Below are 25,370 nucleotides of genomic sequence, written 5' to 3'. Positions count from 1 at the left end.
ACTTTCATCATCTGCCAGCTGATTTTATCCATCAGTCAGGTACACTGATCTGACCAGATAACAAACAAGGATGTCACATGTCAAACTGGCAACGGCTTTTGGTAACTGAAGAAGCGGGTATCGTTACCGTCTCGTTAAATCGGCCCGATAAAATGAATGCGCTGGATATCCAATTATTCAAAGAACTGGATAGCGTCAGCCGGTCTTTGCGTAAGCGAAAAGATATTCGTGCCATCATTCTGACCGGTGAGGGCGGTAACTTCAGCAGCGGCCTGGATGTTAAGAGTGTGGCGACCTCACCGAGCAAGGTCTTGGGCGTGCTGAAGAAATGGATGCCGGGCAATGCCAATCTCGCCCAGCGGGTATCGCGCAACTGGCGCCGAATTCCTGTGCCAGTCATTGCAGCGATAGAAGGCCGCTGTTATGGCGGTGGCATGCAGATCGTGCTGGGGGCCGATTTTCGTTTTGCCACACCGGAATCTGAACTGTCTATCATGGAGATACGCTGGGGCCTGGTGCCAGATATGGCGGGCTTGCTGTCACTGCGTGAGTTGGTGGCAAAAGATGTGGCGATGAAGCTGACTATGACCGGCGAAATCGTCACCGGCTCTCGCGCGCAGCAACTTGGCCTGGTCACGGAAATTCATGATAACCCGCGCCAGGCCGCGCAAGTACTGGCTCAGCAGTTATGTCAGGCGTCGCCAGATGCGATTGCCGCCATCAAATCGACCACAACCAGCAGCTGGTCACGCAGCGAACGGTATTTGCTGGCCAGAGAAACCATCAGCCAGCTGAGATTGATCCTGGGGAAGAATTTTCACATTGCCGGATACAGGCAGCGTCACAAGGCGGACAAGCCCTATCGGCAACGCCAATCATTTTGGTAACAAATCCATGGGTTTATCGGTTCAGCAGGCTTATACTTTCTAAAGACCCCTCTGAAGGAGAGCCTGTTGGAGCAAAGTGACAAAGACGCTATTTATTTTATTGGCGCGGTCGTCGTGGTTTGTTTTGCCGTACAAGTTGTCAATGTACTGCTGAATGGCTATCTGTTGGATTATGGCTTGCTGCCAAGACACCTGAACCACGCGATAGGACTGTTTGCCTATCCGTTTATCCATGGCTCGTGGGCACACTTATTCAGTAATATGGTGTCATTTTCAGCGCTGGCTTATCTGGTGTCCCGCTCAGGTACGGCCAGACTGATCTCTGTCTTTATGATCAGCTGGGCGGTCAGCGGGGCCGGTGTGTGGTTATTTGGCCGCATGCATTACCATATTGGCTTAAGCGGTATTATCTACGGACTCTGGGCGTACCTGCTGGTGTATGCCGTGCTCAGGCGGAGTTTAAAGTCGATGGCTATTGCTTTGATTGTGATGTTTTTTTACGGTCCGATGCTGGCGGGCATCATTCCCGCACAGAGCTGGATAAGCTACGAAAGCCATTTATCCGGCGCTCTGGCAGGTGTGATGGCCGGTTATGTGTTTGCCCGGCGAGATAAAGCCAAAGCCATGGCAAATGTTGAACAATAAGAGGACGACGCATGTTAATTACCTTTCACTCCCAAGCCAGTGCCAATATCACCATGTTTGGCGATGTGGCAAAACAACTGATTCATATGATGGGATACTGCGAAAATATTCCCGGTATTATTGATGTCGATGACGTGCCGCAAGCCTTGTTGAACCTGCAAAGTAAGTTGGCAGAAGCCGAAAAACAAGAAGCGGCTCAACAGGCTGAAACAGAAGCGGAAGAAGATCCCTGGGAAGATAAAGAGCCACAGATCAGCATGGCGACAAGAGCCAGACCGCTGATTGAGATGCTGGAATCTGCCATCGCGGATGAGGTCGTGGTGATGTGGGAATCAGACGACTGATTCACTCGACCAGATGAAGCGGGGCGAAAGGATCGTCGTCCGGATCGTTGCGCCACAGGTATTCTGCGTCAATGGCAACCTTACGGGCAGCTTCCTCTCCCATTAAAAAGGCGATGAGACCAAGCGTCATGTCCAGACCCGCGGCAGTCCCGGATGAGGTGAAGGTGTTCTCATCCTGAACCCATCTGGCGACAGGTTGCCATTTCACGTTATGGTTGAGTTCACTGACCCAATGATACTGGTGTTTGCTGGTGGTTGCGGCTTTGTGATCCAGCAGCCCGGCCTGAGCCAGCAGCGCAGAACCGGTACAGACGGCGCAGCGAATTCTGGCTTTGCGGCCCTGGCGGCTAATCCATTGCATCAGCGGAGGGTGATTCAGGCAGGCTTTGACGCCTTTACCACCCGGTACCAGTAACAGATCGCAGAACAGATCGTCATTAAAGTCGGCCTCGGTCATCAAACTGACCCCCTGTTCACTGATAACGGCTGAGGCGTTCTCAGAAACCAAAGTGACTGTGATCTCCTCTTCGAGCGCGCTCAGCAGCGTCAGCGGGCCACTGACATCCAGCAGGCAAAATTCCGGAAACAAGGGGATCGCAATACTGATTCCACGCTGTTTGTCTGGAGCAAGGGCTTCTGTCATCCTGTCACACTTTAAATTGCTCAACCTAACGTAAAGCATAGTTGTTTAACTGGTTATCCAAAAAATCCTGCCAAACCTGATGTAAGATTTTCTTGATGGTGAGGCAGCCCTTGAGACAGAGACATGGCACACATGACGGTCAGACTATCCATTCGAAGCTACTCCCTGGTCATGCGTGCCCATTTACATACGTATCATCAGTTAGTGCTCCCCCTCCATGGCAACATCACCCTGACATTGCCTGATTACTCAGGAAAAGTCGGGCCAGGACAGTGTGTCGTTATCCGGGCTGAAATGACGCATGCATTTAAAGCCGATGAAAAATGCCGTTTTCTGGTTGCGGATTTGGACAATTTGCCAGAGAGCATGCAGCAATTAACCCGACCGGTGTTTGCGAGCTCTCCTGAACTGGTCGCCTATTGTCAGTTTCTGGATCTTCAACTGACACAGTCGGCACAACCCGGTTTGATCGAGTCAATGTCAGCGCTGTTTTTCCACTTATTGCAGAATCAGGTTATTCCCGCTTGTCGAGATGGCCGGATAAGTGAAGCCGTACGTTTTCTGAACGAAGACATCAGCCGGACACCGTCCCTTAGTGAACTGGCGGCACTGGCCTGTCTCAGCCTCAGCCAGTTTAAGCTGCTGTTCAAGCAGCATATGGGAATGACCACGGGGCAGTACTTGCTCACTCAGCGCATGATAAAAGCGAAGGCCCTGCTGGCGCATACAGATCTGCCCGTCTCCTTGATTGCCGAGCAGGTCGGCTTTACGGATGTGTCAGCATTCAGCCGTCGTTTTTCGGTTTATTGGGGCGAAACGCCCCGACAGATACGCCGGCGCTGAGCGTTCGGCTTCTGGCAATATTAAACCGGCTTTTCAGCAAAAACGGCGGAATAATTCTGCGCTAATTTCTTATCTCTTTTCATCAGTGAGGCAGAAAAGCGTATGGATATTTGCTGGCAGGATTTCGAAAAAGTGGATCTCAGAGTCGGACAGATCATTGCCGTCGAAGCTTTCCCGGAAGCAAGGCGGCCGGCGTATAAGCTCTGGCTGGATTTTGGTGAGGAGATAGGCCAGCGCAAAAGCAGTGCGCAAATTACCGATTTGTATGACGCATCAACGCTGATTGGTAAAAAGGTGATGGCAGTGGTCAATTTTCCGGCCAAACAGATCGGCCCCTTTATGTCGGAATGTCTGGTCACCGGATTCTACCGTGAAGATGGCTCTGTCGTGCTGGCGGTGCCGGATCAGGATATTCCCGTCGGTGCACGGCTCGGATAAAGCGGCCAGAAGGCGGTCGGGACAGACAGCAGATACAGGATCCGCTGTCTGTGGGTGATTTATGGCGTGTGAATTTTCCCCAGATAGAGGTAGGTGTCGTAGTCGAAGGTCAGCTGTCCGTCGACCTGATGAGTATGGAATAAAGTCGTCAGGGCATCAGTGAGCGCATGGTAAGTGTCGCTGTCTTGCGGCGGACAATAAGATGCCGAACGGACTCGGCCGATAAAACCGTCCAAGTCGAAATATTGCCGGTATTCAAAGGCCAGTTTTTGCATCTGGCCGTCGGCAAAGAAATGACGGAGATCGCCGTCGGTCAGATTCATGTGATTGACTCGGGTGTAATCCGTGCCGTACTGGGTCAGCAAGTCATCATAGTGCTGCTGGATCGGCGTGGAGAGCTTGCGCTGATTCCAGATTAACGCGAGATGCGCGTCTGGTCTGGCAATGCGCTGAAACTCGGTTCGGGTTTTCGCATTGCAAAACCAATGGAAAGACTGGGCGGCGGTGATCAGGTCAACCGACGCATCAGCCAGTCCTGTGTGTTCAGCAGGCGTAGCAAAACTGGCATAACCAGCGTATTCAGCCAACTGCTGATCAGCCGCAATTCGCATGGCATCATTGGGCTCAATCGCACTTACCTGATACCCTTTATCGAGCAGCAACTTCGTCAGAATGCCGGTCCCTGCACCGATATCAGCAATTTGTGACTGGCGATTGAGATGGGTTTGAGATACTAATGTCTCGATCAAGGCCTGCGGGTAGCCGGGGCGATATTTCAGATAGTCATCGACCCGGTCTGAAAAGCGTTCTGTATTCCTTGTCATAACAGATGATTCCTTACATTGAATTGAACGATGACCCGTTATTGAATCAGTTCCAACCATTGTGCTGGCGCTTTAAACAGATAAGCGGGATGTTCTGTTTTTAGCTCCTCTTTTGAGCCATAGCCCCAGAGTACACCAGCCGACCGTAAGCCATTCTTGTGGGCCGCTGTCAGGTCAACCGCTCTGTCACCAATCATGAGTGAATGCTGGCTGATCGTGAACCGTTGCCGCAAGTCTCGCAGTTGCTGCCATTTTTCAATCCCGACATCGCCGCCATTAATAAAATCGAACAGACTATCCAGGCCGAACAGCGTCAGAATTTGTTTAGCGAAATCAGCCCGTTTTGAAGTGCAGATACCCATGCGGTTTTTCTGGTTATGCAGGGCAATCAGGGTGTCTTTTACGCCGTCATAAAGCCGGTTTTCAGCATAACCGATGTCTGCGTATCGCTCACGATAGCGGGCCACCAGAGCGGCGATAAATTGTGGGTCATGATTGCCGGTTAACGCGATAAAGGTTTTGTCCAGTGGCGGACCAATGTATTTGGCTATCTCTTGTTCGGGTAATTCAGGCAGCCCGAAATGGGTGAGGGCATAATTGAATGATTTCACGATCCCCTCTTTGGGATCGCTGAGAGTGCCGTCCAGATCAAAAATCAGAATGTCATGTTTCATGTGAGTACCTTTCTTTGCAAAAGCTGTTTTACGGTGCGGGCATCCCCAAAAAGACCGTCAGGCTGAACAATACCCAGTCATTGAAAATGTGGGCTCCGGTAGAAACCCAGATACTTTTTGTTTTCAGGTAGGCTAGGGACAAGACTAAGCGGGCAGTACCGATGACCAACAGGCATTGGATGATGTTCCAGTCATAGGTAGGTAAATGCGCGATACCAAAAAAGATAGCGGTCAGTACCCAGGCCAGAAGTATTGAGTGTGTTCTTGATAAGTGGCAGCGCGAGTAAAAAACATACATCAGCGCCAGAAAAGGCAAAATGGTAAACACTTCTTCGCCAAACAATTGCGGCAAGGTTTTCAGGTAAAACAGCACTCTTTCAGCGTTCGACATCTCAGACAATTGCGCCATGGCTTGGTTGGGATTGGCACCGAAGACTTTGAAGACAACAAGACCGACCAGGATGCTGACCACGATATTGAGTAAACCAATGCCGATCATCCATTTCAAGTGAGTGAACGACAAGGGGCGGAAAATCGCCCGCCAGTGAAATGGCGCTATTTGAGCGAGACAGAAAAGTGGAATGGCAAAAAATAGGATAGCGGGAATAAATTGGCCAAATTGAGTGGCAAAGAAAGGAACTGGGATAATCAGAGCGGCAAACCCGGCGATGACGGACAGAACCAGGAGTAACCACTGACGCGGATGGATGGCGACAGGTTTATCGTTATAAAAAGGGAAGTCATCACGGTCAGAAAGATGATTGTCTATATTCATGATTTTCTCTTCGGATTGTTTGCATCTGATTGTATATGATAAATGCGAGCTGGTCAGCATTCGTGAACTTGCGTACCATGGGCAACAGAACTGATTGATAAGGAATTTATCATGCCTCAATTAGATTGTGTTGAAGTCAATCCAAAGGTCAAACCCACAGCTTCTGTCATCTGGCTGCATGGATTAGGGTCAAACGGCCATGATTTCGAAGCGATTCTCCCTGAATTAAAGTTATCAGCGAACTCCCCTGTGCGCTTTATTTTTCCTCATGCACCATCGTTGCCTGTGACAGTGAATGGCGGCATGGTGATGCCGGCCTGGTACGATATTCTCGAAATGGGGATTGGCAGGAAACTGGACAAAGCGCAGTTGCTGGAATCGGCTGAAAAAGTCGCCGATCTGATTGATCGTGAGCGTGGCCGGGGCATAGCGAGTGATCGGATCATTCTGGCCGGTTTCTCTCAGGGCGGGGCAGTGGCTTATCAGGCCGCATTAACCTATCCCCACCCGCTGGCCGGTTTACTGGCGCTGTCCACTTATTTTCCGACCTCGAAAAGCATTGATGTCGCGCCTGCGAATCGCCAGCTGCCGATTGAAGTGATGCATGGCAGTTTTGATCCTGTCGTGCTGCCAGCCATGGGAAAAGCGGCAGTAGAGGATTTACAGGCGCTGGGCTTTCACCCTCAGTGGCGGGTTTATCCCATGGAACATCAGGTGTGCATGCAACAGGTGAAAGATATTGCCGACTGGCTGAAGCACACTTTACACATTGATCGTTAACCCTGCATATTCGCCGGCTTGCGATTGTTCTGACTGAGCCGGGATTATTTCCCGGCAATTTTACTGGCGAGCAGCCCTTGTAGTTGGTAGATATTGGTTTTGCTGCCAAATTCCATCCCTAAGGGATCATGCTGGCCTGAAATCCAGATTTTTAACTCTGCATCTAAGTCAAAGTTGCCCGTCGATTCAACCAGAAACATGGTAATCGACTTATAAGGGATTGAACGATATTCCACTTTTCGCCCTGTCATCCCTTGTTTGTCGATCAGCAATAAACGGCAGTCTGTCAGGATTAACATGTCTCTTATGAGTTTGTAGGCCAGCTCAATTTTTTCATTGGGCCCCAGAATGATCTGAAGCTCTTCAGTCGCTTCAGGAATCGCCATTTCGCCAGCATAGCCCAGTAGTTTATCCAGTAGCCCCATTGTGTTTTCCTTTTTTATCATTGATTTAGTCAGTAATGTGTTTGATGTGACGCTGATTAAACAATACGCATCAAAGCAGAAATATACCAGCTCGGTACATTGACAGGTCAGAGGCGACTTGTATATTTATACAGTGCTTTTTTTTGTTGGTCATGAATTGGAGAATGATAATGCAACAGGAAAAATTGTCTGCGAACTGGCTGGCTTATGTCGAAGTCAAGGGGCCATACGGTGAGAATTATGAACCTGCATTAGCGACCTTGTTTGGCTGGGCGGCGCAGCATGGGCTGCAGGGAGGGCAGTGTATTTTTGTCTACCTTGATGATGTGGAGCATACACCACCGGAAGAATGCCGCACCCGTGTCGGTATCACCGTGCCTGAAAGTACCCGGGTGGAAGGCGTGATTGCGCTGACTCATTTACCTGGGGGCGATTACGCCACGTTACGTAAACAGGTCACGGATAAGACGCAATACGGAAAGTACTGGCAACAACTGCTTCAGGAGATAGCCGCAGCGACGCAGCTGCAGTTCGATGGCGAACGGCCGTGCTTTGAGCTGTACCACAGTGTTGATGAAGAAAATGATATTTGTGACACCAGTTTCTGCATTCCGGTGAAGTAGTCACTTCCCCCTGACATTGCAGCCACCAACCCCGGAGAAATGCCGGGGCTGATCGCCGGATATCGATTTAGTCAGAATTAGTGTTTGTTGACATCCATGTATTCCAGAATCTCAGACAATTGCCGGTTGCGTTCAGCAGTGAGTATGCCCAGCCAGTCCTGAACGGTCAGGTCAGGATTCAGTGATGCCAGCATGATGGCGGTTTGATCTCTGTACACCAGCCAGGCTCTTTGTACGCTTTCAACATCCTGTGCCGTGACTTCCAGGCTGAAGTCTTCAATCGGGCCGATTTTCAGGCGCTGAATCAGGTTGTCATAAGTCTGGCTCAATGTGGAGTCGGCTTCATCTAATGCTGGAATATCTTCCGGTTGGCTGCCTGCCAGCGCGTCCAGAATTTGCGACAGGTATCTGTCGTTTTGATTCGCCACAGATTCAATACGAAAGGCCGTACTGCTGCTGCCACTGTGAAGCTCTTCGTGCAAGGCCCTGTGCTCAAAGAAGTCTTCTGCCATTCTGACCGCGTTTTTGATGGTCTGCTGCTGAGCAACAGACAACTGACGGATTGCTGAATCCTGCCGCTGCTTTCTCTCCACTTGTTGCTCACCGGCAAACCGATTGGCACAGAAGGCCGAACCAACACCGCTGGTGATGTATTGGCACAAATCAAATGTAAATGGCTGGTGATTCTGCCAATGATCAAACGCATCCTGCACGGCATATTTCTCTTCTGCAGGTGCAAACCCACCTTCGCAGATGAGCTGCAGCGTCAGCTGATTTTTTTCTGTCAGGTTGTAAGTTGAACCCCTTGAGACTTTCTCTGCTATTTCCCACACTTGATAGAGTGAGTTATCAGCCTGTGCCAGCAAATAGGCCTCCCGGTCTGCCGGTGTTAATGCAGCCAGCTCAAGATGACCCACGTGTGAACACATCTGTTCAGTCGTGAGTTCCGGGCGATTGTCAGCCAAGGCTGAAAACGGGTAAATAACGGAAAGCGTAATAAGAGACAGGGCTGAAGCCTGAATGAAAGGGATGCCTTTGATGGTGTGTCCTGACATGGTTAAGGTGCGATGGAACGTAAGAATGGCGATAAGATCGCAGGTTGTTCGTGAAAGAACAAGGGGTGAAATCAAAAATAAGCAGGAAAATGGTCACGCGTTGGCCTGATGCGAGTCGGGTCATAAAAAAGTCGCAGCAGGCCAACAACAGACTGTCTGATTACTGAGCTTTCGTCAGTAATTGTTCGATACTTTGCGTCAGCTTCGGATCGTCAGGCTTGGTCGTACTGGCAAAAACGGTGAAGACTTTGCCATTGCGATCGACCAGATATTTGTAGAAGTTCCATTTGGGCGTGATGCCTGAATCTTCGGTCAGTTGCTTAAATACAGGGTTTACGTCGCTACCCCGAACAGCGCTGCGATTCATCATGGGAAACGTCACCCCGTAATCCAGATAGCAGACTTTAGCCGTGTTTTCTTCGTTCCCTCTGTCCTGGAAGAAGTCATTGGACGGGAAACCGATCACAGCAAATCCCTGATCTTTGTAAGTCTGATACAGAGTTTCAAGCCCTTCATACTGAGGGGTGAAACCACACTGACTGGCGGTGTTCACCACAAGCAGAACTTTCCCCTGGAATTGCTGGCATAAATTGACGGCATCAGTCGTGTTCAGTTTAGTGAACTGGTGGTTTAGCAGCGGCGGACATTGCGCTTCAGCGGCTTGTACAGCAGTGAACGTCGCGGACGCTGAGGCAATAACAGTCGCTAAAATCAGGTGTTTGGTCATTGAGCGGAGCATAAGTGAATCCTGTTGTGTGAATCAGCCACAGCCGAGAGGCGATTGATAGCTGTATGTTGATAAATTCTAACGTCTTATCGCAGCATTGCGAGACATTCATCAGGTTTATTTGGCCTGCAGTAAGAATTAATGCACAAAGTCTTGCAATCCGTCAGACAAGCGTTAACGTGTGGTCGTTATTGATAGATACCTTATTTGTGGAAAGACATATGAATATTCAAAGAAACAATCTGTGGCATCGTCTGGCGGCGGCTTTTCAGTCGGTGATGGACTTTCAGCAGCGAATCTGGGTTGTTCATGTGCGCGAAAGCCGTTTTCAGGATGAGTCATTCATCGTGAATGAAGACAGTTTTACAACCCCGCTCCAGTGGATGAGCAAGAAAGGTTACAGCGAGGTGATGCTGAGTGACGTCGAGAGCATGAAGCGCTCTCAGGTGCTTGAGTTTACCGTAGGCGATAGCCAGCATCGTGTCATGCGAGTGAAGTAACCCGCTTTTCTCTGTTCTCGGCAGTTAATTATGACAAGTGCCGTTTCAATCAGCCCATCTTCTTTAACTCCCTGAGAAATAAGTCAAACTTATCTGTTATCAAACATTTCCACTTTCGGAAGTGCGCATTTCCATACGTTTTTCGTTGGTTTTGTTATAAAAAAGTTATGATTTAGATCAAATTTATAACATTAAGAAGATAAAAAATGCTCGTAGTCGCAAATACTTGATGCTGTGCAACTGAACTGATGGTTGCGCCACATGTAAGCATCCTATTGATAACGAAGAAGAATGACTATGAAGACACTTTCTATCTACCTCACCTTTACAGCACTCCTTGCCGCCGGCCCTGCTCAGGCCGCGATGAGCGATTACAAACTCGTGCTGGTTCATGGTTTCCAGCCAGGCCAGCTGCAATCTAAACCCGGCAGTGAGCAGGTGAATCTGGACGGCGCCTCGTACTGGCAGGAATATTGGCAATCCCGTGCCGATGCACGGATCGACTGGCCTTCTCAGGAACGGATTACTGGCAAAATAGCGACAGATTACGTCTGGCCTAAGCTCAAAGCTTTCTCACAGCAAGGCTTGTGTCAACCGGGTTGCGTGTTTGTCACCCATTCCACCGGCGATCTGATAACACGGTATCTGATTGATAATCAGGCGAACTGGCTGGAAAATGCCGGTCTGGAACCGCTCAATATTGTGGCGACCTTCGACTTTGCGGGCGCCGGAGGCGGGTCTGAACTCGGTGACATCGCGGTGAATGTGGCTGAGGGCGGCGGTACCTGGAACAGCATGCTTAAATACGCGGTCTCTTTGTGGCTGGGAGAAACCCCCAGCAGCAATAATACGGGGGTATTGAACGATCTTCGTGTTGCCAGTGCGCGTCAGTTGGCTGCTTTGCCGGACAGCCGGGTGCCCCGAATTCGCTTTACCGGCGACAGCAGTGACTACCTGGGGGTCACATCTGGATATCTGCCCGGCAATGACGACGGGGTCGTAGCCAGCCATTCCTCTTGCGGTGCCAGTCACGCCGGGGACTTTAACAGTTGCTCGGTCAATGTGGGTTATAACGGGAAGCTGGCAACCCAGTCCCGGGGTGTCAGCCAGTTTATGCCTTATCACTACCCATTATTGATGGGGGAAGGGTACAGCCACAGCGGGCTGATCAAAAACCAGCATGAAGGGCAGATAACAACAGCCGCGGGGCAGGCCAGCCTGCTGGATGGAAAAGTGGTTCGCGTACATTCCACCGATGAATGGTACTGGCTGAACGGCGCCTATTACCGCTACGTCGATGGATCAGACACGCTGACGATGTCTGAAATTGTGCACTCTTTCTTATGATCGCGTTATGGCTTTGGCTCAGGCCAAAGCCATACTCAGCAGGTTCGCTATGAAAAAGAAAAAGATGTTCGCTGCTGTGCTTGCAGGCACAGTGGCTGTGCTGCTCGCCATCTATCATGTTTGGCCAACGCAGCACCCGCATACAGAATCTGAACCGGTTGCCGCCAGACAAGCGCCCGCAGCCGAGACTCAGGTTGTTCCGATGACGACCCAGCCAGCAAGTGTGAGCCCCCACTCAACAGCTTCAGACGACAGTGAAACCGCACCTGAGCAGAAGGTGATAAAACTTCCTGTCGATATGGCAGAGCAGTTTGCTTTGATTTCAAGGGTATACGCTGCAGAACTGGCTTATCCGTCTTATTCCAGGCCGCTCTCGGTTCAGGATACCCAGTGGCTTGAGCCGAACCGGTATATGGCGGTGCAGGTGCCCGTCATGGACGGTGATCATACAGCTTCGCTGAATCTTGATGCGTTTCGGTATTTTTATCCTGATCCCGTGAGCCTGACGGTGCAGAGCAGTTTGCCGGTCGAGTCGATCGCTGTTGATCTGATTGATGTCAAAACCCATCAAAAGCTGGCCGCTCAACAAGCGCCGGGCAATCAGATGGTCTTTGCACCAGACGAGAGTTGGCCGTCAGAGGTACGGGCCCGAGCAAACATTCACTTCGCCACCGGCTCCGACATACTCACCGCAGATTTTCGCTATTACGTGCCGGTCGCAGAAGTTGTTTCAGTCGCCAGGCCGGTGCCCGAAGGTGCGGATATGAATATTCCGGTCACTTTGTCGGTCAAGCGGGATGGGATATACCGTGTCAGAGCCAACCTTTATACACAAAGCGGCAAGCCTGTCGCCGTTCTGACGGCCAGACACAAGCTTTCCGCAGGTGAGCAGACGGTTACGCTGAAAGCGCACCACAGCGTCCTGTCCGGCCGGGATGACTATGCACTGAGAACATTTCAGATCGAAAAAATGTCGGGCTTTCCTGGTGAAGAAACGGAATATGGCTTCAGCCCGAAACCGCTCTGGCCCTTAGGCACCCTAGACGTATCACTTTTGAGTGATGAGCCGTACACCCCTTCACCAGAAGAGCAGCAGCGTATGCAGTTTTTGCAGTCCGCCGCCTCAGACTGAGGCGGGCGGAATGTCAGAGAGAATCCAGTCAAACAGCAAGGACAGGGAAGTATTCGGGGTCACGTTCGGACGAACCAGATAATACCGCTTACCCGAAGGCACACTTTGCGGGCTGGGCATGATTAACCGGCCTGCATCCAAGTCCTGCCGGGCCAGTTCCACATCGCCAACCGCAATACCAAAGCACTGAATCGCGGCGCTGACCGTGAGATCCAGAGTGGCAAACCGCTGGTTCTGGATGGCGTGTTTTCCTGTATAGCCCATGTGTGTCAGCCATAACCGCCAGTCGGTATGCTGGGGTGTGGCATGCAGCCAGGTATGCCGGCTGAGCTGTTCCGGCGACACAGGCAACTGGTCGTGCTGAAACAGCGCAGGCGAGCACATGGGGGATAAGTATTCATCAAACAGACGAAAGGCTTTCACTTCTTTATGGGGCGGCTGATCGTCGTAACAAATCGCCGCATCGAATGGCTCGGATGAGAAATTCACGCTGTGCATGATGGCAGAAGTTAATTCGACATCAATGTCAGGATGGGCCTGCTGAAAGGACATCAGTTTCGGCAGCAGCCAGGAGGTAATACAGCTGGGCGCTTTGAGCTTAATTTGCTGTTTCTCATTCGACACCTGATCAACCGCTTTTTGCAGTTGGGTCATGACTTGCTGCACCATGGGCAAAAAAGCCTGTCCTTTGCTGGTCAGCGTCAGCCCGCGGGCATGGCGCTGAAACAGTCTGACTTTCAATTGTTCCTCTAAAGCCAGAATCTGGCGGCTGACGGCACCTTGGGTGACATTCAGATGCTTGGCGGCCGTTGTAAAGTTTAAGTATTCAGCGGTTATCAGGAAAGCCTGAAGTTCACGGGTGGATGGTAAGCGCATCAGTCAATCAAACCTCTCAAGCCATGCGTTTTTCTCATGGCTAGTATGCCGACTTTTCGATTCTTATTTCAAATTTATTTGTTTAATTTATGTAAAAGGAAAATATAAAGATTCTCAGGTTGAATGTTTAATCATAAATCTGGGATTGATTTTGTTATTCATGCATTGCGAAGAGGTGTGTTGTGACGTCGCTAGCTACGAAATTAGTGCCAGAGGTAGTAAAAAACCTCATACCCTATCAGTCTGCGCGCCGCATCGGCGGGAAAGGACATATCTGGCTGAATGCCAATGAGCTGGAGCAGAGTGAGCGTTACGGTGAATCAGAGAGTTACAATCGCTACCCTGATTTTCTTCCGCACGTGATTGAAGAAGCGTATCTGGCATACAGCGAACATGCCATGGGTGATGCCGCGCTGCAATGCGAGTCGCTGGCGGTTCGCGGGGCGGACGAGGGGATCGATTTATTGATTCGCACCTTCTGCCAGCCGGGTAACGATCAGATCATTGTCTGTCCTCCCACCTATGCAATGTATGAGTTCTGTGCCGATTCAATTGCCGTGAACACGGTGAAAGTGCCCTTGGCAGAAGACTTCAGTCTGAATGTGGCGGCGATCACCCCTCACCTGAAAGACAGTAAAATCCTGTTTTTATGTTCACCGAACAACCCGACAGGGAACGTGATTCCTCATGAGCAAATCGTGGCTTTGCTGGAGGCGAGCAAAGACTCTACCCTGGTGGTGGTTGATGAGGCCTATATTGAGTTTGCACCGCACACCAGTGTGGTGAACCTGATCGCCGAATACCCGCATCTGGTTGTGATTCGCACCCTGTCCAAAGCGTTTGGCCTGGCTTCAATCCGAGTGGGATTTTTGCTGGCTGATACGAGTGTGATGGATTATGTTGCACGTTTGATTCCGCCTTACCCAATTGCGGATCCCAGTGCGCTGGTTGCCAAAAAAGCACTACAGGAAGCAGGGCTTGCCGCCATGCGCCGCCAGGCAGATGAGCTGATTTCCATTCGAAACTGGTTTGCTGAGGAAGTGTCCGGGCTGGCTTTCGTCGAGAAAGTCTATCCGTCCTCCACCAATTTTGTGCTGGTGAAGTTCGGCACCGACGATTGCCTCTATCAGTATCTGCTGCAAAAAGGCATCGTCACCCGGAATCAGGCTCATGATCCGCGCTTGGCTCGCTGTGTCCGTATTTCTATCGGTACCCGAAACAGCATGCAGGAAACACTGGATGCGCTTAAAGCGTATCCATTCAATTAAAGAATAAACACGACAGTGTAAGAGGGGATAACCATGAAAAAGCAACTCGGCCTGGGTCTGATCCTGGCAACAGCAATGATGGCGAATGTACAGGCAGCGGACAAACCGGTACGTTTAGCTTCCGATTTCACTTACCCGCCATTTAACTACAAAGATGCGAATGGCACCCCGAAAGGGTTTGATATTGAAATCGCCGATGCACTGTGTCAGGAAGCGAAACTGGATTGCGTGTGGGTCACGCAGAGCTGGGACGGTTTGATTCCCTCACTGTTAGCCCGTAAATCAGATGCCATCATGGCTTCCATGCGTATCACAGAAGAACGCAAGCAACGGGTGTTGTTTACCGACAAGTATTATCAGACTCCGGCCCGTTTTGTGGCCCGTAACGATGCTGGGATCAGCATTGATAAAGCCGGTCTGGAAGGGAAAAAAATCGGTGTTCAGCTAGGCACGATTCATGACCGTTATGTCACTGACATGTATGGTGATGTCGCGAAAATTCAGCGCTATACCGGTCAGGATGAAGTGTATCTGGATCTGTCCACTGGCCGTCTTGACGCCGCATTTGGTAACTCGGATCAACTCGCGCTGGCTTTCCTGGACAAAGCGCAGGGCAAGGATTTCGGGTTTGTCGGTGAAGCGGTCACAGACAAAGCCTACATTGGTGAGGGCACAGCCCTGGCCCTGCGTAAAACGGACAAAGCACTGGCGGAGAAATTCAATAAAGCCATTCAGGCGATTCGTGAAAATGGGACGTATGATCGGATTGCCGGGAAGTACTTTAAGTTTGATATTTACGGTGAGTAACGTTTAGCCTTAATGCTCCAAAAAATCCGAAGCCGTTTGACTTCGGATTTTTTTGCCAGATTCTCGGTGATTGAATGCAATATGCTTTGGTCGATAGAGAAATGCTGCGAGAGTGTGGAGTGATGATTAAAATAAACAGCCAACATATAGATGAAATGACGGCTCTAATGGCAGTCGCCTCCAACGACTCTTTCGCTGCTGCGGGGAAAGCTATCGGACGCCATCCCACCATTATTTCGAAACGTATTGCTTCGCTGGAAGTACGGCTAGGTGTTCGGTTAGTCGAAAGAACAACACGGCAAGTACAGTTAACGGATGCAGGGAGACGCCTTGCAGACAAATACAGGGTAGCGGCGGATCTGATTGATGAAGCCCAGCAACAAGCCGCTGAAGATGCAGCTGAATTGCGGGGAAGACTGAAACTGGCATTTCCTGCGACCATGGGACGTCTGTGGCTTGCGCCAAAAATACCTGATTTCATGGCTATGTACCCAAAACTGGAACTTGATATCCACTACAGTGATGATTTTGTTGATCTCATTGAGGGTGGTTTCGACGCTGCGATTCGGATTGGTCATTTGACAGACAGTCGTCTTGTCGCACGTAAACTGACAACGCATAAGCGGATCCTCACCGCCTCACCGGGTTACCTTGAACAGCACGGAATACCCCATCAACCCAGCCAGTTACTCGAACATAACTGCATAGGAAATCCAAGTCTCCACTCCTATCCTATTTGGCGTTTGTCCGATGGACAAAACATGGAAATGGTGCGAACAAGCGGGACACTGCATACCAATGACAGCATAGCGATGCTTGAAGCAGCACGAGCAAATGTTGGCATTTTAGGGGCGGGAGAGTGGCTGCTAGCCCGTGATCTTGCCGAAGGGACGCTGTTGCATATTCTGCCGCAATGGACTTTTGACGGCGAAGGCGGGATCTATTTGGTGCGTCCATCGCGTCGACATGTCTCAGCCCGGACTGATGCGTTTGTATCCTGGGCCAGAGATCTTTTTCAGATAGAGCCGTGGGCGCAGCGATAGCAGCCTGACTTTCTCTGATCTTCATCTCTGCCATTATTCATGCAAATTATGCAGCACTGTTATGCATGTTAGGTGTATTGCATCCTGCTGTGCACGTGTGCCAAATTGTTCACTAGCAACGAAGCGCCAGCATCATCTTAATACGCTAAGCGCATTCACTAGGGTTTAGTCACGGTTTTGTTTCATACAACAGCCATGTTCGTTGCATGTTATTTATCAGGAGAAGTCTGTATGCCACATCTGTCATCTGCAATACGTACCGGTTCATTGTTATTTTTGTCAGGCCAGCTTGCTTTCGATGACAAAGGTCAAATTCATGGCGATATCGAAGAGCAGACCGCATTAATTCTGAAACACCAGTTTGCAGTGCTTGCTCAGTATAATTTACGTCCGGAAAACGTCGTAAAAGCAGGGGTATGGATTACCGAACGCAGCAATTTTCAGAAATTTGATTTGGCGTATGCGAATGCGTTTGGCGAGCACCTTCCTTGTCGTTCAACGGTGATTTCACAGTTGGCTATTGAAGATGCGCTTGTTGAGATTGACCTGGTTGCCTCGTTTGAGCCACTTAGCTAAGAGCCCGACCAGCTGCAATCAAACGCACTTTACTTTTAAACGCTCAACGCACTGAAATAGGGTAATTTTATGCCTATCCAACATATATCTGCTTTTTCTGATGGCTCAACCGGAGGTAACCCGGCTGGGGTTGTTCTGTGCGACTCAATGCCAGGCACTGATGTGATGCAAACGCTGGCAGCTGAGATTGGTTATTCGGAGACAGTATTCGCAGCTCCAGATCAAAGTGGCTGGCGAGTGCGGTATTTTTCCCCTGAAGTCGAAGTCGACTTTTGTGGTCATGCAACAATCGCGCTGGGTGCCGTTCTGGCAAAGACTGAAGGTCCGGGTACTTTTTCGTTAACGCTTAATCGCGCAGATATTACGGTAGAGGGGCGATATTCAGAACAAGAATGGGGCGCGTCGTTTCAGTCACCTCCAACCCATAGCCGCGCGATTGATAGCGATCTGTTGGTCGAAGCGCTTGCATTGTTTGGTCTTGATTTCGATGATCTGGATACCCGGATTCCTCCTGCCATTGCTCATGGTGGCGGCGATCATCTTATCCTGGCATTAAAAGAGAGAAAGACACTGCAAACAATGCAATATGACCAGAGAGAAGGCCGGGATCTGGCTGTTCGTGAAGGATTAGTCACATTCAGTCTTATCTATGCAGAGCAGGACAGACTGTTTCATTCACGGAACCCATTCCCTGTCGGAGGGGTTTTTGAAGACCCTGCAACAGGGGCTGCTGCCGCCGCTCTGGCTGGGTATCTTCGGGACATCGACTGGCCGCATAAGGGTTCAATAGTCATTATCCAGGGAGAAGATATGGGAATGCCTTCACGCCTGGAAGCTGACATTGCACCTCAGATCGGTTCAAGCATCAGGGTATCCGGAATGGTACGGCTCATTCGTTAATTCTATACGACGGATGCTTTGCCAAATGATATCTAAGCTGCCCTAAATGTTGCGTTAATAGATATCACTGAAATTCGCTTGGTACATTTGTTAGTCATAGAGGCCTGCTTGATGACTATATCGCCAGAACAAAAACTCTCATCATTAAATCTTGTGTTACCACCGCCGCCAAAACCTGCTGGACAATACCGGCCAGCCCGTTTGGTTGGGAATATGCTTTATTTGTCAGGGCAAGGACCAAGAAATATCAATGGCGAGTTTTTAACAGGCAGATTGGGGAATGAACTGTCAGTAGAAGAAGGCTATATGGCTGCCCGAAATACTGGATTGCAATTACTCGCAGTGGCTAAGGATGTACTAGGCGATTTATCACGAATTGAGGCTGTGGTAAAAGTGGCTGGAATGGTTAATTGCGAGGAAAACTTCACAGAGCATGCTGCTGTTGTTAACGGTTGCTCAGATTTGTTTGTCGAAGTGTTGGGCGACAAGGGATACCATACACGATCAGTCGCAGGAATGAATTCATTACCTCTGGGTATGATCCTTCAAATTGATGCCATTATTTCTATTAAAGACTAACTGTTATTAATAATCCGGAGTTTTCTGATACGGGCTGTTTATTAGGAAAATAGAATGTCCCTAATTGAAATTATCATGTCTTCAGGAAGATCTTCCGTTGATATTGCTCTTTATACGCTATTGCCTGTTATGGTTGTAATGTTGTGCATAATGAAAGTTCTGGAAGCGAAAGGAATAATGGGGGCAATTGTTAGAGCAATTACGCCGTTACTGAAGCCTTTTGGGTTAACGGGAATGAGTACCTTTGCATTGATCCAAATGAACTTTATCAGCTTTGCTGCGCCACTTGCTACGCTGTCTATTATGCATAACCGAGGAATATCAGATCGGCATCTTGCTGCAACATTAGCGATGATATTAACCATGGGGCAAGGTAATGTGCTTTATCCTATGATCCCTTTAGGCTTAAACTGGTCCGCGGCCATTACATTTTCGATTATCGGAGGGTTGTGTGCATCTTCACTAACCTGGTATTACTCAGGGCGTAAACTGTCAGCAGAAGATAAAAAGGCGACGGAAAAACAGTCAAGCGAAAATAATGCCCAGCAAGGGATGGTCAGAGTAATTAACGATGCGGGTTATGATGCTATACGTTTAGCGGTCGGGGCGATACCTATGCTAACGTTATCCATTACTGTTGTTGGTATTCTTAAAGCAGCGGGAGCTGTAACCGCTATCGAGCAGCTGTTGCTGCCGGTCCTTAATTATATAAATATCCCATCTATGTTTGTTATGCCTACATTAGCTAAGTATCTGGGGGGCGGTACAGCATATTTAGGGGTTGTTTCGGATTTAGTTCAGCAAAATAAAATTACTGTGGAACAGGTTAACGCATCAGCAGGATTCTTAATTCATACTTTTGACTTACCAGGTGTTGGCATTTTTTTAGGTATTGGTTATCGCTTCATAAGCGTTTTTAAGTATGCCATTCCAGGTGTGTTGATTGGTATTGTTGTCAGGTCATTACTACATTTTGTGTTTTTCTAAAGTATCAGTGAGTGCAATATTTGTGGTTGGATGAGTAGGTAGTGCTAGTTGCTAACTCGTTGTTAGATAGTATTTTTTTGTGACGTCTATTTCTTGTAAACAGAGGGTATGTCGCGCTTGAGTTTGGTGATTTATTCAGCATGGTTGGACGCGCGTCAGGTACTCTTTGTTAACCCAAAGAGTACCCAGAAATGCTTTTTTGTTCTTTGGTGTGGTCCGGGCTGGTTGTAGGCGCTCCCGGCGCCGACAACCTAAAAATTCGTCCTGAATTTTTCCCTGGGGGAGTGGGTAACGCTAGTTGCTAACTCGTTGTTAGGCTGTAATTTTTGTGACGTCTACTTCTTGTAACCAGAGGGTATGTCGCGCTTGAGTTTGGTGATTCATTCAGCATGGTTTGATGCGCGCCAGGTACTCTTTGTTAGCCCAAAGAGTACCCAGAAATGCTTTTTGTTTCTTTGCTGTGGTCCGGGCCGGTTGTAGGCGCTCCCGGCGCCGACAACCTAAAAATTCGTCCTGAATTTTTCCCTGATTTTGTCCCATCAATGTACGTTACTAAGCCGCCATTCCCGTGATAGGCGGGAATCCATGCGGCGAGTGCGTTTGGTGGCTGGGTGAGTATGTCGCGCTTGAGTTTGGTGATTTATTCAGCATGGTTGGACGCGCGCCAGGTACTCTTTGTTAGCCCAAAGAGTACCCAGAAATGCTTTTTTGTTCTTTGGTGTGGTCCGGGCCGGTTGTAGGCGCTCCCGGCGCCGACAACCTAAAAATTCGTCCTGAATTTTTCCCTGGGGGAGTGGGTAACGCTAGTTGCTAACTCGTTGTTAGGCTGTAATTTTTGTGACGTCTACTTCTTGTAACCAGAGTGTATGTCGCGCTTGAGTTTGGTGATTCATTCAGCATGGTTTGATGCGCGCCAGGTACTCTTTGTCAGCCCAAAGAGTACCCAGAAATGCCGTTTTGTTCTTTGGTGTGGTCCGGGCCGGTTGTAGGCGCTCCCGGCGCCGACAACCTAAAAATTCGTCCTGAATTTTTCCCTGGGGGAGTGGGTAACGCTAGTTGCTAACTCGTTATTAGGCTGTAATTTTTGTGCCGTCTACTTCTTGTAACCAGAGGGTATGTCGCGCTTGAGTTTGGCGATCCATTCAGCATGGTTTGGCGCGCGCCAGGTACTCTTTGTCAGCCCAAAGAGTACCCAGAAATGCCTTGTTGTTCTTTGGTGTGGTCCGGGTCGGTTGTAGGCGCTCCCGGCGCCGACAACCTAAAAATTCGTCCTGAATTTTTCCCTGGGGGAGTGGGTAACGCTAGTTGCTAACTCGTTGTTAGGCTGTAATTTTTGTGACGTCTACTTCTTGTAACCAGAGGGTATGTCGCGCTTGAGTTTGGCGATTCATTCAGCATGGTTTGATGCGCGCCAGGTACTCTTTGTCAGCCCAAAGAGTACCCAGAAATGCCGTTTTGTTCTTTGGTGTGGTCCGGGCCGGTTGTAGGCGCTCCCGGCGCCAACAACCTAAAAATTCGTCCTGAATTTTTCCCTGGGGAGTGGATTTCTTAGATCTTGTGGTTGTTGTACAGTGTGTTTTCGGCCAGACATTCATTATTTACTTCTGTCATTGCCGCGCAGACGACAATTCATACAACGAGTGCAGTTTCTGTAGCTGAGTGGGTATGCTGAGGCTTCTGTGTGCTGGCTAAGCGACCGATGTCGCTTTTCTCACAAGCGTATGCGTCGCTGATTTTTGGGGTTGGTCATGAAATAGAAAAAAATCGAATAATATCAATTGGGTAGTATCAGATGATTGAGTAAGATATACGACATAATGTCGTGTATCTTACTGATATATTAATATCGTAAAGTGAAATTAGTTCAATATAATCAGATGCTTAAGTGGTTTTTTATTGAAGGAGTTATATGACATAGTTATAGGACATGGTGTCGTTGAATAAAATGTTATGCGCCAAAGGGAGTTCATGAGCAATTTTGAAATAAGAGAAGATGAGAATGGAATCGGAAAGGTCCTTATTTTAAAGGGTGCTTGGTCCGATGAGGTAGGTGCTTACATGCGAGATAATGGAATATCAGCATTGAGGCTTACCGATTCCTTTGGGTTTAAAGGCCATGATCTATCCTTTCTTCCTGAGCTGTCTTTCCTCCGAAGCCTAGAAATCTATTGCTGGGAAGCAAAAGGCATAAAAGTAATTGAGTTGCTCCCTCAACTAGAAGTACTTGGCCTGCAATATAAATCAACTCAGAAAATTGATTTATCAGCTTTTTCAAAACTAAGGGTAGCTCTAATAACTTGGTCTAAAGGTCTTGGCTCACTGCTTGAGCTAGCATCCCTAGAAAAGCTCAATATTCAAAATTACCCACATAGCAACCTAGAGCCAATTACCTCAATGGTTGCGCTCAAGCAGCTCTACCTTACCTCCCGGAAACTAGAGTCTTTAAAGGGTATTGAGCAGCTTGGTAGTCTTGAGCTATTAAATCTTTACAATTGTCCATTTCTTACATCAATGGCTGGCACAGAGCAGCTTCCAAAATTGAAAACCATTGAAATCGAGGCATGCAATCGTGTCAGCGCATAACAAGCGCATGTTGTCGGACTGGTTTTCCGCTGCGCTTCAAACCAGCCGCAAATGCGGGCGTTATACGTAATTAGGAGAATTTGTGAAAATTGTAGAAGCAAAATTATCAGATCTAGAGCCGTTCTTCGAGTATTTAAGTGTTCAGCTTTTAGATAATGCAGCCGACGACTCTCCGCTCTTCCAGCCATTAGCTAAAAAACACTCCGTTGTCACTGAGTTACTTCAAGATAAGTTTCGCAATGGTTTTGACCATTGTGTGGGTGAAACCGGTTGGCGCAAACTTTGGCTGGTTAAAGAGGCTGACGGAAAGGTCCTTGGTCACATAGATTTACGTCATTATAACGAAGAATATAAGCTCCACCGTGTGATGTTGGGTATGGGCGTGGACGAAAGTGCGCGAAAGCAAGGTTTGGGTGCAAAGTTGATTGAATCAGCCATAAAGTTTTGTCAAGAATCGGAGAGTATTGAGTGGCTTGATTTAAACGTACTTTCAAATAATACTCCAGCGAAGAACCTATATTTAAAAACTGGTTTTAAGGTTATTGGTGAAATTCCGGATTGTTACCGTATCGACGAGAAGTCCGTATCAGAGCTTTGGATGACACTCAGCACTTCAAGTTACGTATAACAAACGACTACGGCGTCAATCATTAAATGAACGCCGTTTTTCTTCCTATCGAATGCCATCTCGAAACATCACATTAAGGATGACAAATATCTTCCTGACGCATGAATTGATGGCAACTTTTTCGGTTTTCCATCAGCCAGAAGTCGTTGATAAGCATTCTTGAGTACTGGATTACACTGCAGGGCCGACATCATAGCCATGTACAGAATGGTTCTGACCATAACTCGGTCGATTTGATCCGGACGAAGCGCGTTGTTGGACGGGTAACAGCCGTACAAATAGTGACGGCGTCATTGAGATCGTTTTTGGCTCCTGTCCGGAAAGGCGCCGCAGGCTTCTATCCCGATAATGGCTGGTGGGATATTAGCAAACGTCTCAAGGACTTTTGACCATGTGATTGTTTTGTGGATCAACATCTTGCCTTGATGATCCTCGCCTTGGATACTGAAGTTATGTTTGGCTAAATCAATGTCATAGACAGATAGTGACATGGTGCTCTCCAGTGATTTTGGGTTCAGACTTTCAAAGTGTGGCAAAGCCTGATGAGGGGATGTGTGGCAGGAATTATGTGTTTTCCTAACTTTGAGAGAAAGGAGGAAATTTGTTTTATCCAGGAATTATAATTTTTGGGGTAGTCTTCATTACATATATCCTTGTGACAATTACGTATATTGGATATGTAAATTATTTTGAATATTCTACTGGTGTCTTATCGTGCGCCTCATGGATGTGCGCACTTATTAGTTCACTATGTTTATTTTGGAACGCTCGTCATGATCCAAATAAGGTAAGTAACGTTAAAGGTTTTGTTATCTTACTTTTTTTCACTATTGTCATGGCTGCTATGTTTAGGATCGGACCTGTAGGTAACATTGCTGTAATATACCATATCTTCACCGGTAATCAGGTTACGTTAATGACTCAGGTCACTCGTAGTAATGATGGGTATTTTATTCATAAAGGATGTCTAGGTGAATTAGAGGCATTTAAAGAATCTACCTTGCGTAACAAAACTTTATGTGGGATCAGCAATGAGGATTGGAAAAATATAAAACATAACACCCCAATTCTTTTGATCGGAACTGAATCTTACTTTGGTATTAGCTTTGAACGTTATGCAATACTACCTCAAAATTATCTAGTTCGAGAATTAAAGCAAAGCGTTACTTCTTCAGGGCTTATCTATCTAAATAGCCCTGACGATGATTTAAAGGGTCGTACGAAAAGGCTTAAGTATAGAAATTTTGGCTAGGAGAAGGAAATGCACAAACGACTATGGCGTCATTCATTAATTAACGTCGTTTTTTCTTCCTAAGATGCCAAGTAAACCACCGAACTCAAGCGCGACAGACTTACCCAGCCTCAGAAATCATACTCGCGGTATGGATTCCTGCCTGACGTGGGAATGAAGGCTTGAGAATGTACTTGGCTGGCACAACCCCAGGGAAAAATTCAGGACGAATTTTTAGGTTGTCGGCGCCGGGAGCGCCTACAACCGGCCCGGACCACACCAGAGAACAAAAGGTGTTTTCTGGGTACTCTTTGCACCCACAAAGAGTAACTGGCGCGCATCAGACAATGTTAAGTGAACCACCAAACTCAAGCGCGACATACTTACCCAGCCTTAGAAATCATACTCGCTGTATGGATTCCTGCCTGACGCGGGAATGAAGGCTTGAGAATGTACTTGGCTGGCACAACCCCAGGAAAAAATTCAGGACGAATTTTTAGGTTGTCGGCGCCGGGAGCGCCTACAACCGGCCCGGACCACACCAGAGAACAAAAGGTGTTTTCTGGTAACTCTTTGCACCCACAAAGAGTAACTGGCGCGCGCCAGACAATGTTAAGCGAGCCACTTGACTTGAGCGCGATATACTTACTCAGCCTTAGAAATCATACTCGCTGTATGGATTCTCGCCTGTCGCGGAAATGACGGCTTGAGAATGTGCATGAATGACACTTCCTCAGGGAAAAATTCAGGACGAATTTTTAGGTTGTCGGCGCCGGGAGCGCCTACAACCGGCCCGGACCACGCCAAAGAACAAAAAGGTGTTTTCTGGTTACTCTTTGCACCCACAAAGAGTAACTGGCGCGCATCAGACAATGTTAAGTGAGCCACTGGACTCAAGCGCGACATACTTTCTGTCTTACTGAAAGTGCTTGTCTATCGTCCGTCGCTGAATCGAAGCGATCCGTTATGGTTTAATCATCTCTAACCCCAGGGAAAAATTCAGGACGAATTTTTAGGTTGTCGGCGCCGGGAGCGCCTACAACCGGCCCGGACAGCACCAAAGAACAAAAAGGTGTTTTCTGGTTACTCTTTGCACCCACAAAGAGTAACTGGCGCGCATCAGACAATGTTAAGTGAACCACCAAACTCAAGCGCGACATACCTTCAGACTCAGACAGATCATCAAATCCAGAGAAACCCTCCCAGCACCCCAAAGCCAAAACCTTTACC

28 protein-coding genes and 2 pseudogenes are annotated in these 25,370 nt (G+C 48.5%); 20 read left to right on the top strand and 10 right to left on the bottom strand.

Annotation, left to right across the window (positions count from 1 at the left end):
• The first annotated feature begins 77 nt into the window (after window positions 1–77).
• The 3 genes from P4S53_RS02795 (at window position 78) to P4S53_RS02785 (ending at window position 1,876) form a co-directional block, all read left to right on the top strand.
• Complete coding sequence (locus tag P4S53_RS02795; RefSeq protein WP_337111283.1) at window positions 78–887, top strand: crotonase/enoyl-CoA hydratase family protein; 810 nt, start codon at window positions 78–80, stop codon at window positions 885–887.
• A gap of 66 nt (window positions 888–953) precedes the next feature.
• Window positions 954–1,532 carry a rhomboid family intramembrane serine protease gene (locus P4S53_RS02790; RefSeq protein ID WP_337111282.1) on the top strand — a complete coding sequence of 193 codons (579 nt, stop codon included), beginning with the start codon at window positions 954–956 and terminating at the stop codon, window positions 1,530–1,532.
• An 11-nt stretch (window positions 1,533–1,543) separates the two neighbouring features.
• A complete protein-coding gene (locus P4S53_RS02785; RefSeq protein WP_337111281.1) occupies window positions 1,544–1,876 on the top strand; it encodes a DUF1840 domain-containing protein in 333 nt (110 codons plus the stop codon).
• Window position 1,877: 1 nt separating this feature from the next.
• Here the strand turns inward: P4S53_RS02785 and P4S53_RS02780 are convergent, their stop codons facing one another.
• The gene (locus tag P4S53_RS02780) at window positions 1,878–2,519 is read right to left on the bottom strand and encodes a DJ-1/PfpI family protein (protein WP_337111280.1); all 642 of its coding nucleotides are present in this window, start codon (window positions 2,517–2,519) and stop codon (window positions 1,878–1,880) included.
• A gap of 123 nt (window positions 2,520–2,642) precedes the next feature.
• Between P4S53_RS02780 and P4S53_RS02775 the strand changes: the two genes are divergently transcribed.
• Window positions 2,643–3,362 (top strand): AraC family transcriptional regulator, encoded by a 720-nt coding sequence (locus tag P4S53_RS02775; RefSeq protein WP_337111279.1) that lies wholly within the window; start codon window positions 2,643–2,645, stop codon window positions 3,360–3,362.
• A gap of 102 nt (window positions 3,363–3,464) precedes the next feature.
• Entirely contained in the window at window positions 3,465–3,800 is a 336-nt protein-coding gene (locus tag P4S53_RS02770) for a tRNA-binding protein (protein WP_337111278.1), read from the top strand.
• Between the two features lie 59 nt (window positions 3,801–3,859).
• On the opposite strand, the gene P4S53_RS02765 is transcribed toward P4S53_RS02770, so the two are convergent.
• Genes P4S53_RS02765 through P4S53_RS02755 form a run of 3 tightly spaced genes read right to left on the bottom strand, consistent with a single transcriptional unit; the run spans window position 3,860 to window position 6,073 of the window.
• Window positions 3,860–4,624: a class I SAM-dependent methyltransferase gene (locus P4S53_RS02765; RefSeq protein ID WP_337111277.1), complete on the bottom strand. Its 765-nt coding sequence runs from the start codon at window positions 4,622–4,624 to the stop codon at window positions 3,860–3,862.
• Window positions 4,625–4,662: 38 nt separating this feature from the next.
• Window positions 4,663–5,298 (bottom strand): HAD hydrolase-like protein, encoded by a 636-nt coding sequence (locus P4S53_RS02760; RefSeq protein ID WP_337111276.1) that lies wholly within the window; start codon window positions 5,296–5,298, stop codon window positions 4,663–4,665.
• A 28-nt stretch (window positions 5,299–5,326) separates the two neighbouring features.
• Window positions 5,327–6,073, bottom strand: coding sequence for a CPBP family intramembrane glutamic endopeptidase (locus P4S53_RS02755; protein WP_337111275.1), 747 nt, complete (start codon window positions 6,071–6,073; stop codon window positions 5,327–5,329).
• 111 nt (window positions 6,074–6,184) lie between these two features.
• Between P4S53_RS02755 and P4S53_RS02750 the strand changes: the two genes are divergently transcribed.
• Window positions 6,185–6,853: an alpha/beta hydrolase gene (locus P4S53_RS02750; RefSeq protein ID WP_337111274.1), complete on the top strand. Its 669-nt coding sequence runs from the start codon at window positions 6,185–6,187 to the stop codon at window positions 6,851–6,853.
• 44 nt (window positions 6,854–6,897) lie between these two features.
• Here the strand turns inward: P4S53_RS02750 and P4S53_RS02745 are convergent, their stop codons facing one another.
• Complete coding sequence (locus P4S53_RS02745; protein ID WP_337111273.1) at window positions 6,898–7,278, bottom strand: PH domain-containing protein; 381 nt, start codon at window positions 7,276–7,278, stop codon at window positions 6,898–6,900.
• 170 nt (window positions 7,279–7,448) lie between these two features.
• Between P4S53_RS02745 and P4S53_RS02740 the strand changes: the two genes are divergently transcribed.
• Window positions 7,449–7,901, top strand: coding sequence for an AraC family transcriptional regulator (locus P4S53_RS02740; protein ID WP_337111272.1), 453 nt, complete (start codon window positions 7,449–7,451; stop codon window positions 7,899–7,901).
• A gap of 77 nt (window positions 7,902–7,978) precedes the next feature.
• On the opposite strand, the gene P4S53_RS02735 is transcribed toward P4S53_RS02740, so the two are convergent.
• A complete protein-coding gene (locus P4S53_RS02735; RefSeq protein ID WP_337111271.1) occupies window positions 7,979–8,956 on the bottom strand; it encodes a hypothetical protein in 978 nt (325 codons plus the stop codon).
• Window positions 8,957–9,116: 160 nt separating this feature from the next.
• A complete protein-coding gene (locus P4S53_RS02730) occupies window positions 9,117–9,695 on the bottom strand; it encodes a glutathione peroxidase (protein WP_337111270.1) in 579 nt (192 codons plus the stop codon).
• 209 nt (window positions 9,696–9,904) lie between these two features.
• Between P4S53_RS02730 and P4S53_RS02725 the strand changes: the two genes are divergently transcribed.
• The 3 genes from P4S53_RS02725 (at window position 9,905) to P4S53_RS02715 (ending at window position 12,662) form a co-directional block, all read left to right on the top strand.
• On the top strand, window positions 9,905–10,183 hold the full coding sequence (locus P4S53_RS02725) for a hypothetical protein (protein ID WP_337111269.1): 279 nt from the start codon (window positions 9,905–9,907) through the stop codon (window positions 10,181–10,183).
• Window positions 10,184–10,480: 297 nt separating this feature from the next.
• Window positions 10,481–11,530: a hypothetical protein gene (locus tag P4S53_RS02720; RefSeq protein WP_337111268.1), complete on the top strand. Its 1,050-nt coding sequence runs from the start codon at window positions 10,481–10,483 to the stop codon at window positions 11,528–11,530.
• A gap of 49 nt (window positions 11,531–11,579) precedes the next feature.
• Window positions 11,580–12,662, top strand: coding sequence for a hypothetical protein (locus P4S53_RS02715; protein ID WP_337111267.1), 1,083 nt, complete (start codon window positions 11,580–11,582; stop codon window positions 12,660–12,662).
• On the opposite strand, the gene P4S53_RS02710 is transcribed toward P4S53_RS02715, so the two are convergent.
• Window positions 12,654–13,538, bottom strand: coding sequence for a LysR substrate-binding domain-containing protein (locus P4S53_RS02710; protein WP_337111266.1), 885 nt, complete (start codon window positions 13,536–13,538; stop codon window positions 12,654–12,656). The two genes, P4S53_RS02715 and P4S53_RS02710, sit on opposite strands and share 9 nt — an antisense overlap.
• 206 nt (window positions 13,539–13,744) lie before the next feature.
• On the opposite strand from P4S53_RS02710, the gene hisC reads away from it, so the two are divergent.
• The 9 genes from hisC (at window position 13,745) to P4S53_RS02665 (ending at window position 22,909) form a co-directional block, all read left to right on the top strand.
• Window positions 13,745–14,806 (top strand): histidinol-phosphate transaminase, encoded by a 1,062-nt coding sequence (hisC, locus tag P4S53_RS02705; RefSeq protein ID WP_337111265.1) that lies wholly within the window; start codon window positions 13,745–13,747, stop codon window positions 14,804–14,806.
• Window positions 14,807–14,839: 33 nt separating this feature from the next.
• Complete coding sequence (locus P4S53_RS02700) at window positions 14,840–15,613, top strand: ABC transporter substrate-binding protein (RefSeq protein ID WP_337111264.1); 774 nt, start codon at window positions 14,840–14,842, stop codon at window positions 15,611–15,613.
• Window positions 15,614–15,687: 74 nt separating this feature from the next.
• Window positions 15,688–16,656, top strand: a complete 969-nt coding sequence (locus P4S53_RS02695; protein ID WP_337111263.1) for a LysR family transcriptional regulator — start codon at window positions 15,688–15,690, stop codon at window positions 16,654–16,656.
• 231 nt (window positions 16,657–16,887) lie between these two features.
• Window positions 16,888–17,232, top strand: a complete 345-nt coding sequence (locus P4S53_RS02690) for a RidA family protein (protein ID WP_337111262.1) — start codon at window positions 16,888–16,890, stop codon at window positions 17,230–17,232.
• A 69-nt stretch (window positions 17,233–17,301) separates the two neighbouring features.
• A complete protein-coding gene (locus tag P4S53_RS02685) occupies window positions 17,302–18,132 on the top strand; it encodes a PhzF family phenazine biosynthesis protein (RefSeq protein WP_337111261.1) in 831 nt (276 codons plus the stop codon).
• A 111-nt stretch (window positions 18,133–18,243) separates the two neighbouring features.
• Window positions 18,244–18,711 carry a RidA family protein gene (locus P4S53_RS02680; protein WP_337111260.1) on the top strand — a complete coding sequence of 156 codons (468 nt, stop codon included), beginning with the start codon at window positions 18,244–18,246 and terminating at the stop codon, window positions 18,709–18,711.
• 54 nt (window positions 18,712–18,765) lie between these two features.
• A complete protein-coding gene (locus P4S53_RS02675) occupies window positions 18,766–19,698 on the top strand; it encodes a nucleoside recognition domain-containing protein (protein ID WP_337111259.1) in 933 nt (310 codons plus the stop codon).
• Window positions 19,699–21,666: 1,968 nt separating this feature from the next.
• Window positions 21,667–22,281 (top strand): hypothetical protein, encoded by a 615-nt coding sequence (locus P4S53_RS02670; protein WP_337111258.1) that lies wholly within the window; start codon window positions 21,667–21,669, stop codon window positions 22,279–22,281.
• Window positions 22,282–22,363: 82 nt separating this feature from the next.
• Window positions 22,364–22,909 carry a GNAT family N-acetyltransferase gene (locus tag P4S53_RS02665; protein ID WP_337111257.1) on the top strand — a complete coding sequence of 182 codons (546 nt, stop codon included), beginning with the start codon at window positions 22,364–22,366 and terminating at the stop codon, window positions 22,907–22,909.
• A 45-nt stretch (window positions 22,910–22,954) separates the two neighbouring features.
• Here P4S53_RS02665 and P4S53_RS02660 read toward each other — a convergent pair.
• Window positions 22,955–23,136, bottom strand: a pseudogene (locus tag P4S53_RS02660) (IS110 family transposase); the annotation flags it as partial.
• Window positions 23,133–23,400, bottom strand: a pseudogene (locus tag P4S53_RS02655) (IS110 family transposase); the annotation flags it as partial. The pseudogenes P4S53_RS02655 and P4S53_RS02660, both read right to left, overlap by 4 nt.
• Before the next feature lie 425 nt (window positions 23,401–23,825).
• Between P4S53_RS02655 and P4S53_RS02650 the strand changes: the two are divergent.
• Complete coding sequence (locus tag P4S53_RS02650) at window positions 23,826–24,161, top strand: hypothetical protein (RefSeq protein ID WP_337111256.1); 336 nt, start codon at window positions 23,826–23,828, stop codon at window positions 24,159–24,161.
• The last annotated feature ends 1,209 nt before the right edge of the window (window positions 24,162–25,370 follow it).

Origin of the sequence: Photobacterium sp. Hal280, assembly GCF_037162255.1 — a bacterium.
Lineage (GTDB): Bacteria > Pseudomonadota > Gammaproteobacteria > Enterobacterales > Vibrionaceae > Photobacterium.
The sequence above is the reverse complement of the archived record's forward strand: the minus strand, read 5'-3'. Positions and strand labels throughout refer to the sequence as shown.